This window comes from Streptomyces sp. URMC 129 (assembly GCF_051386415.1).
Lineage (GTDB): Bacteria > Actinomycetota > Actinomycetes > Streptomycetales > Streptomycetaceae > Streptomyces.
In genome coordinates, this window is sequence record NZ_JBPQTQ010000023.1 from 40,985 (window position 1) to 53,444 (window position 12,460).

General features: G+C 75.6%; 13 protein-coding genes and 1 rRNA gene. 4 read left to right on the forward strand and 10 right to left on the reverse strand.

Annotated elements, in window-relative coordinates:
- Positions 1–8: 8 nt before the first annotated feature.
- From ACSNOC_RS07420 to ACSNOC_RS07445, 6 genes are read right to left on the reverse strand one after another with little or no spacing between them, the layout of a single operon-like run.
- Complete coding sequence (locus tag ACSNOC_RS07420; protein ID WP_436746461.1) at positions 9–941, reverse strand: NAD kinase; 933 nt, start codon at positions 939–941, stop codon at positions 9–11.
- Positions 938–1,762, reverse strand: coding sequence for a TlyA family RNA methyltransferase (locus ACSNOC_RS07425; protein ID WP_436746462.1), 825 nt, complete (start codon positions 1,760–1,762; stop codon positions 938–940). Before ACSNOC_RS07425 ends, ACSNOC_RS07420 begins: the two co-directional genes overlap by 4 nt.
- A gap of 5 nt (positions 1,763–1,767) precedes the next feature.
- Positions 1,768–2,007, reverse strand: a complete 240-nt coding sequence (locus ACSNOC_RS07430; RefSeq protein ID WP_436746463.1) for a hypothetical protein — start codon at positions 2,005–2,007, stop codon at positions 1,768–1,770.
- A 10-nt stretch (positions 2,008–2,017) separates the two neighbouring features.
- Positions 2,018–2,839 (reverse strand): ABC transporter ATP-binding protein, encoded by an 822-nt coding sequence (locus ACSNOC_RS07435; RefSeq protein ID WP_436746474.1) that lies wholly within the window; start codon positions 2,837–2,839, stop codon positions 2,018–2,020.
- 44 nt (positions 2,840–2,883) lie between these two features.
- On the reverse strand, positions 2,884–3,933 hold the full coding sequence (locus ACSNOC_RS07440) for a FecCD family ABC transporter permease (RefSeq protein WP_436746464.1): 1,050 nt from the start codon (positions 3,931–3,933) through the stop codon (positions 2,884–2,886).
- Positions 3,930–4,961, reverse strand: a complete 1,032-nt coding sequence (locus ACSNOC_RS07445; protein ID WP_436746465.1) for a FecCD family ABC transporter permease — start codon at positions 4,959–4,961, stop codon at positions 3,930–3,932. The genes ACSNOC_RS07440 and ACSNOC_RS07445 overlap by 4 nt, the downstream gene beginning before the upstream one ends.
- Positions 4,962–5,028: 67 nt before the next feature.
- Here ACSNOC_RS07445 and ACSNOC_RS07450 point away from each other — a divergent pair, with 67 nt between their 5' ends.
- From ACSNOC_RS07450 to ACSNOC_RS07460, 3 genes are read left to right on the forward strand one after another with little or no spacing between them, the layout of a single operon-like run.
- Positions 5,029–6,057 carry an ABC transporter substrate-binding protein gene (locus tag ACSNOC_RS07450; RefSeq protein WP_436746466.1) on the forward strand — a complete coding sequence of 343 codons (1,029 nt, stop codon included), beginning with the start codon at positions 5,029–5,031 and terminating at the stop codon, positions 6,055–6,057.
- Entirely contained in the window at positions 6,054–7,058 is a 1,005-nt protein-coding gene (locus ACSNOC_RS07455; RefSeq protein WP_436746467.1) for an ABC transporter substrate-binding protein, read from the forward strand. Before ACSNOC_RS07450 ends, ACSNOC_RS07455 begins: the two co-directional genes overlap by 4 nt.
- A 14-nt stretch (positions 7,059–7,072) precedes the next feature.
- Complete coding sequence (locus ACSNOC_RS07460) at positions 7,073–7,921, forward strand: siderophore-interacting protein (RefSeq protein WP_436746468.1); 849 nt, start codon at positions 7,073–7,075, stop codon at positions 7,919–7,921.
- A gap of 43 nt (positions 7,922–7,964) precedes the next feature.
- Here ACSNOC_RS07460 and ACSNOC_RS07465 read toward each other — a convergent pair whose 3' ends face one another.
- Entirely contained in the window at positions 7,965–9,035 is a 1,071-nt protein-coding gene (locus ACSNOC_RS07465) for an HAD hydrolase-like protein (RefSeq protein ID WP_436746469.1), read from the reverse strand.
- Positions 9,036–9,094: 59 nt separating this feature from the next.
- Between ACSNOC_RS07465 and ACSNOC_RS07470 the strand changes: the two genes are divergently transcribed.
- Positions 9,095–10,375 (forward strand): DUF1015 family protein, encoded by a 1,281-nt coding sequence (locus tag ACSNOC_RS07470; protein ID WP_436746470.1) that lies wholly within the window; start codon positions 9,095–9,097, stop codon positions 10,373–10,375.
- Here ACSNOC_RS07470 and ACSNOC_RS07475 read toward each other — a convergent pair.
- The 3 genes from ACSNOC_RS07475 to rrf form a co-directional block, all read right to left on the reverse strand.
- Complete coding sequence (locus ACSNOC_RS07475; RefSeq protein ID WP_436746471.1) at positions 10,372–11,106, reverse strand: hypothetical protein; 735 nt, start codon at positions 11,104–11,106, stop codon at positions 10,372–10,374. The genes ACSNOC_RS07470 and ACSNOC_RS07475 overlap by 4 nt on opposite strands.
- Complete coding sequence (locus ACSNOC_RS07480) at positions 11,103–12,242, reverse strand: hypothetical protein (RefSeq protein WP_436746472.1); 1,140 nt, start codon at positions 12,240–12,242, stop codon at positions 11,103–11,105. Before ACSNOC_RS07480 ends, ACSNOC_RS07475 begins: the two co-directional genes overlap by 4 nt.
- A 144-nt stretch (positions 12,243–12,386) precedes the next feature.
- Positions 12,387–12,460, reverse strand: a 5S ribosomal RNA gene (gene rrf / locus ACSNOC_RS07485); the annotation flags it as partial.

The window sequence follows — 12,460 nt, forward strand, 5'->3', positions numbered from 1 at the left end:
GAGGTGCGTCAGCGCGGGGCGCCGCGCCAACCGGCCACCGGCAGGGCGAACTTGGCGACCAGCCGGTCCGTGAACGGCGCGTGGTGCAGCCGCGCCAGCCGGACGGGCACGGCCCCGCGCCGCACCTCGACCCGTGCCCCGGGCGGCAGGTCGACGGTGCGCCGCCCGTCGCACCACAGCACGCCGGGCAGGGTGTGCTGCCTGAGCTCGACCGCGAGCACCGAGTCCGGCGCGGTGACGAGCGGCTTGGCGAACAGGGCGTGCGCGCTGATCGGCACCATCAGCAGCGCCTCCACCTCGGGCCAGACGACCGGGCCGCCGGCGGAGAAGGCGTACGCCGTGGAGCCGGTGGGGGTGGCGCAGACCACGCCGTCGCCGCCGAACCCGGAGACGGGGCGGCCGTCGACCTCGATGACCACTTCGAGCATCCGTTCCCGGGCGGCCTTCTCGACGGACGCTTCGTTCAGCGCCCAGTCGGTGTGCAGGACACGGCCGTTGTCCTGGACCAGGACGTCCAGGGTCATGCGCTCCTCGACCTCGTAGGCGCGGGCGACGACGCGGTGCACGACCTTGTCGAGGTCGTCGCGCTCGGCCTCGGCGAGGAAGCCGACGGTGCCGAGGTTGACGCCGAGCAGCGGCACGCCCGAGGCGCGGGAGAACTCGGCGCCGCGCAGCAGCGTCCCGTCGCCGCCGAGCACGACGAGCAGTTCGCAGCCCTCCACGACGCCGCAGTCGGGGTCGAGCTTGTCGATGCGCTCGACCTCGGGCGGCAGCGACAGGTCGTCGGCCTCCACGCCCAGGACGCGGACCCCGATGCCCCGGCTGAGGAGGCCCTGCACCACGCGCTCGGCGCTGCGCACGGCCGCCGGGCGGCCGGTGTGGGTGAGCAGGAAGACGGTCCTGGGTTCCCCGGCCGGCTGCTGCGGCGTGCTCGTGGTCACTGCGGCCCCTCCGTCACTGCGCGGTCGACGTCGGCCGGGTCGAGTGCGGGTGCCCCGGCGCACAGCCACAGAAAGTATTCAACATTGCCGGAGGGACCTGGCAACGGGCTGGCGGTGACCCCGGCCACGCCGAGTCCGTGCTCGGCGGCCCGGGCGGCCACCGTGCGCACGGCCTCGGCCCGCAGCGCGGGGCTGCGGACGACGCCGCCGCTGCCGAGCCGTTCGCGGCCGACCTCGAACTGCGGCTTCACCATCAGCACGAGGTCGGCGCCGGGCGCGGCGCACCGGACGAGGGCGGGGATGACCAGGCCGAGCGGGATGAACGACAGGTCGCCGACGACCAGGTCCACCGGCTCGCCGCCGATCGCGTCGAGCGTCAACTCGCGTACGTTGGTGCGGTCCTTGACGGTGACCCGGGAGTCCGCCCGGAGGGACCAGGCGAGTTGCCCGTAGCCGACGTCCACGGCGACGACCGAGGCGGCGCCCGCCCGCAGCAGCACGTCGGTGAACCCGCCGGTGGAGGCCCCGGCGTCCAGCGCGCGGCGCCCGGCGACGCGCAGGCCGCGCGGGGTGAACGCGGCCAGGGCGCCGGCCAGTTTGTGGCCGCCGCGCGAGACGTACTCCGGGTCGCCGTCGTCCTCGCGGACGACGAGGGCGGCGCTGGTGGCCACCTGGGTGGCGGGCTTGGCGGCGGTCGCGCCGTCGACGGTCACCCGGCCGGCGTCGATGAGCGCCCTGGCGTGCTCGCGGGACCGGGCGAGCTTGCGGCGCACCAGTTCGGCGTCGAGGCGGGCCAGGCGGCGCTGGGTCGCGGCTGCCACGCGCGTCAGCTCCTGTCCAGCTCGGTCAGGGTGTCGCGCAGGCCGCGGTGGACGTCCTCGTACACCTCCAGGTGCGCGGCGACGTCGAGGTGGTCGGCGTCGGCGAGCCGCTCCAGCGTCGCGTCGACCGGCGGGTGTCCGGTGGGCTCGACGCCGACGCCGAGGGGGCGCGGGCCCTCGTCGGGGGCGGCGTCCTCCGGTGCGTTCGCGGGCTGTTGCGCTGGTGCGTCGTGGGGCTCGTGCATGCCCCCGACGCTACCGGGTGCCCGCCCGGGCCCGTCGCCGCGCCGCCGGAACGACCAGGGGGGTGCCGGTCTCGGGGTCGTCGACGACCCGGCAGGGCAGGCGGAACACGTCCTCGACGAGCGCGGCGGTGACGATGTCGCCGGGCGGGCCCTCGGCGACGACGCGGCCGTCGCGCATGGCGATGAGGTGGGTGGCGTAGCGGGCGGCGTGGTTGAGGTCGTGCAGGACGGCGACGAGGGTGCGGCCCTGTTCCTCGTGCAGCCGGGCGCACAGGTCGAGGACCTCGATCTGGTGGGCGATGTCGAGGAACGTGGTGGGCTCGTCGAGGAGCAGCAGCGGCGTCCGCTGGGCGAGGGCCATGGCGATCCAGACGCGCTGGCGCTGGCCGCCGGAGAGTTCGTCGACATGGCGGTCCGCCAGCTCCGCGACCCCGGTGTCGGCCATCGCCTCCGCGACGGCCCGCTCGTCGTCGCGGGACCACTGCCGCAGCAGCCCCTGGTGGGGGTACCGGCCGCGGGCGACGAGGTCCGCGACGGTGATGCCGTCGGGCGCGACGGGCGACTGCGGCAGCAGCCCGAGCACGCGGGCCAGCTTCTTGGCGGGCAGGGTGCCGATGGCCTGCCCGTCGAGCAGCACCGCCCCGGCGGCGGGCCTGAGCATGCGGGAGAGGGCGCGCAGCAGCGTCGACTTCCCGCAGGCGTTGGGCCCGACGATGACGGTGAACGACCGGTCCGGCACCGCGACGCTGAGCCCTTCGGCGATCATCCGCTGGTCGTACCCGAGCGTGACGTCGTCGGCCCGCAGCCGCACGTCCCCGGTGGTCTTCCGCATGTCGCTCACCCGTTCTCCTCCGTTGCCCGCGTCCCGGTGCGTGCTCATATCCGTCCCGCCCTGCGCTCGGTGAACAGCAGCCACAGCAGATAGCCGCCGCCCAGCACGCCGGTCACCGCGCCGACCGGCAACTGGCGGTCCCCGAAGGCGGACTGGGCCACGAAGTCGGCGCCGGCCAGCAGCAGCGCCCCCATCGCGGCCGAGGGCGGCAGGTTGGGCCCGGTGGTCCGGGTGAGGCGGCGGGCGAGCTGGGGCGCGGTCAGGGCGACGAACGCGACGGGTCCGGCCGCCGCCGTGGCGGATGCCGTCAGCAGGACGGCGGCGCCGAGGAGGACCAGCCGGGTCCGTTCCACCCGCACGCCGAGCGCCGTCGCCGCGTCGTCGCCCATCTCCAGCATCCGCAGCGGCCTGGCCTGCGACAGCGCCACCGGCAGCAGCACCGCGCACGCCACCAGCAGCGGCCGGACATCGTCCCAGTCCCGCCCGTTGAGCGACCCGGTCAGCCAGAGCACCGCCCGCGCGGCGTCCACGAGGTCCGCCCGTGTCAGCAGGTAGCCGTTGACGGCGCTGAGCGTGGCGGCGGCGCCGATCCCGACCAGCACCAGCCGGTAGCCGTGGATGCCGCCGCGCCAGGCCAGCAGGTAGACTCCGAGCCCGGTGAGCAGGCCGCCCGCGACGGCCCCGGCCGCGACCGCGAAGCCGCCGCCCCCGGTCAGCACGATGACCGTGAGCGCGCCCGCCGCCGAGCCCTGCCCGAAGCCGATGACGTCGGGGCTGCCCAGCGGATTGCGCGCGACGGCCTGGAAGACGGCGCCCGACAGCCCGAGCGCGGCCCCGGCCGACAGCGCGACCAGCGCCCTGGGCAGCCGCAGGTCCCGGACGACGAACTCCTGGGCGGCGGTGCCCTGTCCGGCGAGCGTCCGCAGCACCTCGGCCGGTGACAGCGGATAGTCCCCCGTGCCGATCAGCACCACGGCCATCGCCAGGGCGAGCAGCACGAGCAGCAGCCCCACGGCCGCTCCCCTGGCGTGCACGCGCACGGACCGGCCGGAGCGCGTGCGCAGCACGAGCTGCCGGTGCGCCGGGCGCGTCACAGCGCGGCCGTCCGTCGCCGGCGCACGAGGTGGATGAAGACCGGGCCGCCGATGAGGCTGGTGACGATGCCGGCCTGGAGTTCGGACGGCCGGGTGACCAGCCGCCCGATCACGTCGGAGCCGAGCAGCAGCACCGGCGCGAGGACCATCGCGTAGGGCAGGATCCACCGCATGTCGGGCCCGGTGAGGGCGCGGACGAGGTGCGGCACGATCAGCCCGACGAAGACGATGGGCCCGCAGGCCGCGGTGGCGGCGCCGCACAGCAGGGTGACGGCGGCCATCGCGAGGATCCGCGTGCGGGTGAGGTGGGCGCCCAGCGCGCGGGCGGTGTCGTCGCCGAGCGCGATCGCGTTCAGCGGCCGGGCCAGCGCCAGGGCCAGCAGGGTGCCGACGACGAGGAACGGCAGCACCTGCCGGACGGCGTCCGGGTTCGCGGCGGCGATCGAGCCGACCGACCAGAACCGCATCCGGTCCAGCGCGGCCGTGTCGAGCAGCTGCACGGCGTTGACGTAGCCGTAGAGCGCGGCGGTGACCGCGGTCCCGGCCAGCGCCAGCCGCACCGGCGTGGCGGTGCGGCTGCCGCCCAGCGCGTACACGCCCACCGAGACGACGGCGGCGCCGAGGAACGCGAACCACACGTAGCCCGTCAGCGAGGTGACGCCGAGGAAGCTGATCGCCGAGACGACGGCGGCGGAGGCGCCCGCGTTGACGCCGAGCAGCCCGGGGTCGGCGAGGGGGTTGCGGGTGAGGGCCTGCATCACGGCTCCGGCGAGCCCCAGCGCGGCTCCGCACAGCAGCCCGAGGAGCGTGCGCGGCAGCCGCAGATCGCGGACCACCACGTCGGTGTCGGTCCCGGCGTAGGCGAAGAGCCCGTGCCACACCCCGCTCGGCGGAATCGGCTTGGCGCCGAGCGCGACGCTCGCGGCGGTGACGAGCAGCAACACACCGCCCGCGGCGACCAGTCCGGCCGCCCGCCGACGCGGGGGTGACGGCCTGGCCGTCACCGTGGTAGACCTCTCCAGCAACATGGAAGTTAGGTTAGCCTAACCTTCCTTACAGGTCACCGCGAGGTCATCGAGAGAGCACGGCACCGCCATGAACAGCCCCTTTCCCGCCCGCCCGTCCCGAAGAGCCCTGCTCCGCACCGGCGGTGCCCTCGGCACCGGCGCCCTCCTCACCGCGTGCGGCGGCGGGAACGCGCCGACCGCCCCGGACTCCGGCTCCGGCGCCTTCCGCTTCACCGACGACCGCGGCGAGACCGTGGAACTGGACGCCGTCCCCGAACGCGTCGTCGCCTACGTCGGCTCCGCCGCCGCCCTCCACGACTACGGCGTGACCTGCGTCGGCGTCTTCGGCCCCACCGTCCTGCCCGACGGCGAACCCGACGTCCAGGCCGGGCGTCTCGACATCGACGCCCTGACCGTCATCGGCAACGCCTGGGGCGAGTTCGACATCGAGACCTACGCCCGGCTCGAACCGGACCTCCTCGTCAGCGCCGTCCACGACCCGCCCGGGCTCTGGTACGTGCCGCCGGACACCGCCGACGAGGTCTCCGGCCTCGCTCCCGGCGTCGGCATCCGAACCCTGGACACCCCGCTGCGCACCACGATCGGGCGCTACGCCGACCTGGCCGCGGCCCTGGGCGCCGACCTCGGCGCCCCCGCCGTCACCGCCGCCGAAGCCCGCTTCGAGGAGGCGTCCGAAGCCCTGCGCCGCGCCGCCCGCGACAACCCGGGCATCAAGGTCCTCGCCGTCTCCGCCACCGACGACATGCTGTGGTTCGCCGTCCCCGACGCCCTGCCCGACCTGACCTACTACCGCGAGCTGGGCGTGGAGTTCGTCTCCCCCGGCGCACCGGACGAGACGGGCGGCGTCTTCCGGTCCGCGAGCTGGGAGAACGCCGACGCCCACCCCGCCGACCTCCTCCTCGTGGACCACCGCACCGGCAACCTCCAGCCGGACCGCCTCACCGGCACCAAGCCGACCTGGCGGGCCCTGCCCGCCGTCCGGGCCGGCCAGGTCGCGAGCTGGGCCCCCGAGCCGACCCACAGCCACGCCGGGTGCGCACCGCTGCTGGAAGCCCTCGCGGACGCCGTCCGGTCGGCCCGGGTGGTCACGTCATGACCACCCGCCGCCGCACCCTGCTGGCCGCCGCCGGAGCCCTCGGCACCGGCGCCCTGCTCCCCGGCTGCTCGGGCGCCGACGACACCGCCCCCGCGGGCGAACGGGCCGCCGGCGCCTGGTCGTTCACCGACGACCGTGGCGAGACCGTCCGCCTCGACGCCCCGCCGGAACGCGTCGTCGCCTACGTCAGCACGGCCGCCGCCCTGCACGACTACGGCATCGCGTGCGCCGGGATCTTCGGCCCGAGCAGCCCCGTCGACGGCGAACCCAACCCCCAGGCCGGGAACCTCGACGTCTCCCGCCTCACCAGCCTCGGCGAGGCCTGGGGCGAGTTCAACGTCGAGATCTACGCCCGGCTCCGGCCCGACCTGCTGATCAGCACCATGTTCCCGCCTCCCGACCTGTGGTTCGTCCCCGAGGAGGCCAGGGACGAGATCCTCGGCCTCGCACCCGCGATCGGCATCACCGGCGCCCGCGTCTCCCTCCTCGAACCCCTCCGCCGCTGCGCCGACCTGGCCGCGGCCCTGGGCGCCGACCTCGGCGCCCCCGCCGTCACCGAGGCCAGAGCCCGCTTCGAGGAGGCGTCCGAAGCCCTGCGCCGCGCCGCCCGCGACAACCCCGGCCTGAAGGTCATGGCCGTCAGCGCGGACGACCAGCAGCTCTACGTCGCCGTCCCCGACGCCTACACCGACCTGCACTACTTCAAGGACCTCGGCGTCGACTTCGTCGAAGGACGCCCGGGCGACGCCTGGGGCTTCTGGGAGTTCCTCAGCTGGGAGCAGGCCGACCGGTACCACGCCGACCTGATCCTCGTCGACAACCGCGCGCAGGGACCGCGCCCCGCCGACCTCGCCGCCAGACCCACCTGGGCCGCCCTCCCCGCCGTCGCCGCGGGCCGGATCACCCCCTGGTCGATGGAGGAGCCCTACAGCTACGCGAGCTACACCCCCGTCATCGAACAGCTCACCGCGGCGATCACCGCCGCCGCGCGCCTCCGCTGAAAGGACCCGCCGCCATGACCGCCGGACCGCCGCCCTTCACGTTCTTCGACCTCCGCGTCGTCCGCACCGCCCGCGTCGGCCCCGGGTTCGCCCGCGTCACCCTCGGCGGCGACCTCACCCGGTTCGTCAGCGGCGGACGCGACCAGCGCTTCAAGCTCTTTCTCCCGCACCCCGGCCAGGACGCACCGGTCGTCCCGCGCGGGGCGGGCACCGCCTGGTGGCCGGCGTGGCAGCGGCTCCCCCCGGAGGAGCGGGCCGTCATGCGCACCTACACCGTCCGCGACCACCGCCCCGACGAGGGCGAGCTGGACATCGACTTCGTCCTCCACGACATCGCGGGCCCGGCCTCCGGGTGGGCACGGGACGCCCGCCCCGGCGACCCGCTGACCGTCCTCGGCCCCACCCGCGAGGACAACGGCGGCGTCGACTTCGCTCCGCCCGCCGGCACCGACTGGGTCCTGATCACCGGCGACGCCACCGCCCTCCCGGCCGTGGCGGGCATCCTCGCCTGGCTGCCGCCCGGCACCCGGGCCGCGGTCTGGCTGGAGGTCGACCACGCCACCGACCTCCAGGAGCTGCCGACCGAGGCCGACGCCGAGATCACCTGGCTGTTCCGCGACCAGCTCCCGCCGGCCGCCCGCCGCGACGCCCTCCTCACGGCCGTCCGCGACAGCCCCTTCCCGCCCGGCACCCCCTACGCGTGGCTCGCGGGCGAGGCCGCCACGGTCCGCACCCTCCGCCGCCACCTCCTCGACGACCGCGCCCTGCCCCGCCCCCGGATCACCCACACCGGCTACTGGCGCCGGGGCGCGTCGGAAGAAGACCTCCTGGCGGAAGCGATCGCCACCCGGCCCGCCACCTGACCGGACCGTCCCACGGACCCCGGCCGCGGCCCCCCGGGCCGTCTCACAGGCCGAGCGCGCCCAGCGCCCGGTCCGCCGACACCCGCGCGCGGCCGTCCGCGCCCGCCGCCGTCCAGGCGGCGGCGCACAGCGCGCGCAGCCCGTCCACCGCGTCGTCACCGCCGCCGTCCAGCGCCAGCTCACCGCCGTGCCCGGCCACCGCGCGCCACCCGCCGCAGCGGAACCCCTCGCCGTCCGCCACCACCTCGGGCTGCGGCGCCAGCAGCCCCCGCAGGTCCGCCGCCACATACGTCGGCCGGTGATCGGGCCGGGCGGTGAGCAGCCGCGCCGCGTCGGTCACCCCGGTCAGCACCAGCAGAGAGTCCACACCCCCCGCGTACGCGCCCTCGATGTCGGTGTCCAGCCGGTCCCCGACCACCAGCGGCCGGGACGCGCCCGTCCGCAGGATCGTCTCCCGGTGCATCGGCGGCAGCGGCTTCCCCGCCACCCGCGGTTCCCTGGTGTGGCCGGTGGCTATCCGCACGACCTCCACCGCCGCGCCGTTCCCCGGCGCCGTCCCGCGCCCGGTGGGGATGGTCAGGTCCGTGTTCGAGGCGAACCACGGCACCCCCCGGTTCACGGCGATCGCCGCCTCCGCCAGCACGCCCCACGGCAGCTCCGGCCCGCCGTACCCCTGCACCACCGCCGCCGGGTCGTCGTCCGCCGAGTCCACCGGGCTCAGCCCGCGCTCGCGCAGCGCCACCCGCAGCCCCTCGCCCCCGGCGCACAGCACCCGCGCACCCGCCGGCACGTGCTCCGCGATCAGCCGCGCCACGGCCTGCGCCGAGGTGACGACCTCCGACGGCTCGGCCGGGACGCCGAGCCGCGTCAGATGCTCCGCGACGGTCTCCGGCGTACGGGCCGCGTTGTTGGTCACGTACGCCAGCCGCATGCCGCCCTCCCGCGCGACGCGCAGCGACGCGACGGCGTGCGCGATGGCCTCGCCGCCCGCGTACACCACCCCGTCCAGGTCCAGCAGCGCCGTGTCGTAGACCTCGCTCAGCGCACGCGGCGAGGCGGAAGGAGCGGTCCTGGGGGCGTCGGCCGATCGCGCCGGCCCTGTCGATTCAGCCATGTCATCGTCCATGTCGCAGACGATGATCCCTCATGCCCGAGAGCCCGTACCATGCGGGGATGCGTCTCGACGGCCTCGATCTCGCCCCGTTCCGCGCCCTGCGCTACGTGCCCGAAAAGGTCGGAAGCCTCGCCGCCGTGACGTCGCCCCCGTACGACGTCGTCGTCCGCCCCGACGGCGTCGACAGGCTGGAGACGGCCGACCCGCACAACATCGTCCGGCTGATCCTGCCGCACAACGGCGCCCCCGGCACCCGCCACCACCGGGCGGCCGACACCCTCCGGCGCTGGCGGGCCGAGGGCGTGCTGGCGCTGGACCCGCCGCCGCCCGCGCTCTACGTGTACGAGCAGCGCGGCTCCGGAACGCTCCAGCGCGGCCTGATCGGGGCGCTGCGCCTGACCCCGCCCGAGGACGGCGTGGTCCTCCCCCACGAGGACGTGATACCGGAGGTCGTGGCCGACCGGGCCGCCCTGATGCGCGCCACCGCCGCCAACCTCGAACCGCTGCTGCTCTCGTACCGCCACGGCGCCGCCGCCGCAGGCGTCGTGGAACGCGCGGCCGGAGGCACCCCGCTGCTCGCGACGACCACCTCCGACGGCACCGAGCACCGCCTCTGGCCGGTCACCGACCCCGCCGAGCTGGACGCGGCCATCGAGGACCTCGCCCACCACCGGGCCCTGATCGCGGACGGCCACCACCGCTGGGCGACCTACCTGCGCCTGGCGGCCGAGCACGGCCACCGTCCGCCGTGGGACCGCGGGCTGGTCCTGCTGGTGGACACGGCCCGCTACCCGCTGCGCGTCCAGCCCATCCACCGGCTGCTGCCCGCCCTGCCGCCCGCCCAGGCGCTGGCGCGGCTGGACGGCGCCTTCCGCACCCGCCGGCTGGCCGACGCCGCCTCCCCGGCGGACGCCCTCCGCGTCCTGGCCGGAACGGAGGGCAACGCGTTCGTCCTGACCGACGGCGACACGTTCCACCTGCTCGATCGCCCCGCCCCGGCGCTCCTGGCCGCCACGGTCCCGCCCGGCCGCCCCCGCCGGTGGCGGGAGCTGGACGCGACTGTGCTGCACGCCGCTGTGCTCGGCCCGGTGTGGGGCGTGGACGACGGCCCCGCCGCCGTCCGCTACCTCCACGACGCGACGGCCGCCGTCGCCCAGGCCCGCCGCCTGGGCGGAACGGCCGTGCTGATGCGCCCCGTGCCGGAGAGCACCGTGCGCGCCCTGGCGGAGGAGGGCGTCACGATGCCGCACAAGTCGACCTCGTTCGGCCCGAAACCGGCGACGGGGCTGCTGCTGCGCGGGCTCGACACCGCCGAGCCGCACGGAGACGCCCGGCGCTAGTCGCGACCCTCGGCGTCCTCGGCCTCCTCGGCTCTCTCGTCATCGAGGCCGTCGAGGTCATCGGCCTCCGGGTCCAGCGCGTCGACGAACTCGATGCCGTCCAGCCGCGCCAGCCGGTCCGACGCGTCCGTCGTCCCGCCGCTGTCGGCGTCCAGCGCCTTGGCGAACCACTCGCGCGCCTCGTCCTCGCGGCCCAGGGCCAGCAGCGCGTCGGCATAGGCGTAGCGCAGCCGCGCCGTCCACGGGTGGACGACCGTCGAGGCCAGCTCGGGACTCTGGAGCGTGACGAGAGCCGCCTCCGTCTGTCCGAGGTCCCGCCGGGCGCCGGCGGCGACCAGGCGCATCTCGACCTGACCCGCCTTGTCGAGCTGCTGCACCTCGGGCTCCCCGGCCATGGCCAGGGCCCGCTCGGGCCGCCCGATGCCGCGCTCGCAGTCGGCCATGAGCGGCCACAGGTGCACCGAGCCGGTCATCCGCCGGGCCGCGCGGAACTCGGTGAGCGCCTCGGAGTACTTCTCCACCCCGTACGCGGCGAACCCGGCCGCCTCGCGCACCGCGCCCACCCGCGACGCGAGCCGCAGCGCGATGCGCGCGTAGCCGTACGCCCGCTCCGGGTCCTCGTCCAGCAGCTTGGCCACCATGACGAGGTTCCTGGCCACGTCGGTGGCGAGGGTCTTCGGCAGGCTCATCAGCTCCTGCCGCACGGAACGGTCGACTTCGTCACCCGTCACGTCGTCGGGGATGGGCAGTCGCCTGACCGGCTCCCGCTCCCGGTCCCGGTCACGGAAACGGTCCTGGTCCGGACGCCGCTGCAGCCCGTCCCGGCGGAACCCGCCACGCGGCGGCCCACCCCGGTCGTCACGCCGCCCACGGACATCACGCCCACCCGGCCGCTCCTCGCGCCGGTACGACTCACGCGGCCGGTCATCACGCCGGAACGACTCACGGGGACGGTCGCCCTGCGGCCGGTCGTCACGCCGGAACGACTCACGCGGGCGGTCGCCCTGCGGCCGGTCGTCACGGCGGTACGACTCACGCGGCCGGTCATCACGCCGATAGGAGTCACGCGGCCGGTCGTCACGCTGATAGGAGTCGCGGGGCCGGTCACCCTGCGGCCGGAAGTCGCGCCGGTCGTCACGCGGCCGGTCATCACGGCGGTAGGACTCACGCGGCCGGTCATCACGGCGGTAGGACTCACGCGGCCGGTCGTCACGCCGGTAGGAGTCGCGGGGCCGGTCACCCTGCGGCCGGAAGTCGCGCCGGTCGTCACGGAAGCCACGACGGTCACGGTCCCCCTGCGGCCGGTCGTCACGCCGGAACGGCGGACGGGACCGCTCGTCGCGCGGCCGGTCGTCCGTCGGCCGGACATCGCGGCGCTCGTCGCGCGGCCGGTCGTCGCGGAAGCCACGACGGTCACGGTCCCCCTGGGGGCGGTCGTCCCGCCGGAAGGAGTCACGCGGGCGGTCGTCGCCGCGCCAGCGATCCCGCTCGCCCTGCGGGCGGTCGTAGCGGCGGTACTCACGGGGACGGTCGCCACCCGGCCGGTCATCGCGCGGCCGGTCATCGCGCCGGACATCACGGCGATCGTTTCGAACGCGGTCGCCCTGCGGGCGGTCGTCACGCCGGTAACCGCCGCCGCGCGGCCGGTCGTCACGGCGGTAGAACTCACGGGGGCGGTCACCCTGCGGCCGGTCGTCACGGCGCACGTCGCGCCGATCCCTGTCATCGCGCTGCCGGTACTCATCCCGCCGGTACTCACGGGGCCGGTCATCGCGCTCTCCACGCCGGAAGCCGGCGCGCTGTCCCTCTCGCTCGCCCCGTCCGGCGACACGAGGCCCCGCACGCCGGTCATCGCGACGCGGACCACGCGCCGATCCTGTGGGGCGTTCCTCGTCCGAATTCGACATCGACGTGTTTCCTGCCTTCCAGAAATGCACACTGCACAAAACAAAAAAGGGACCTCTGGTTCCCCAGCATGAACGCTGGGGAACCAGAGGTCCCATCAAAGATTGTCCGGCGGTGTCCTACTCTCCCACACGGTCCCCCATGCAGTACCATCGGCGCTGGAGGGCTTAGCTTCCGGGT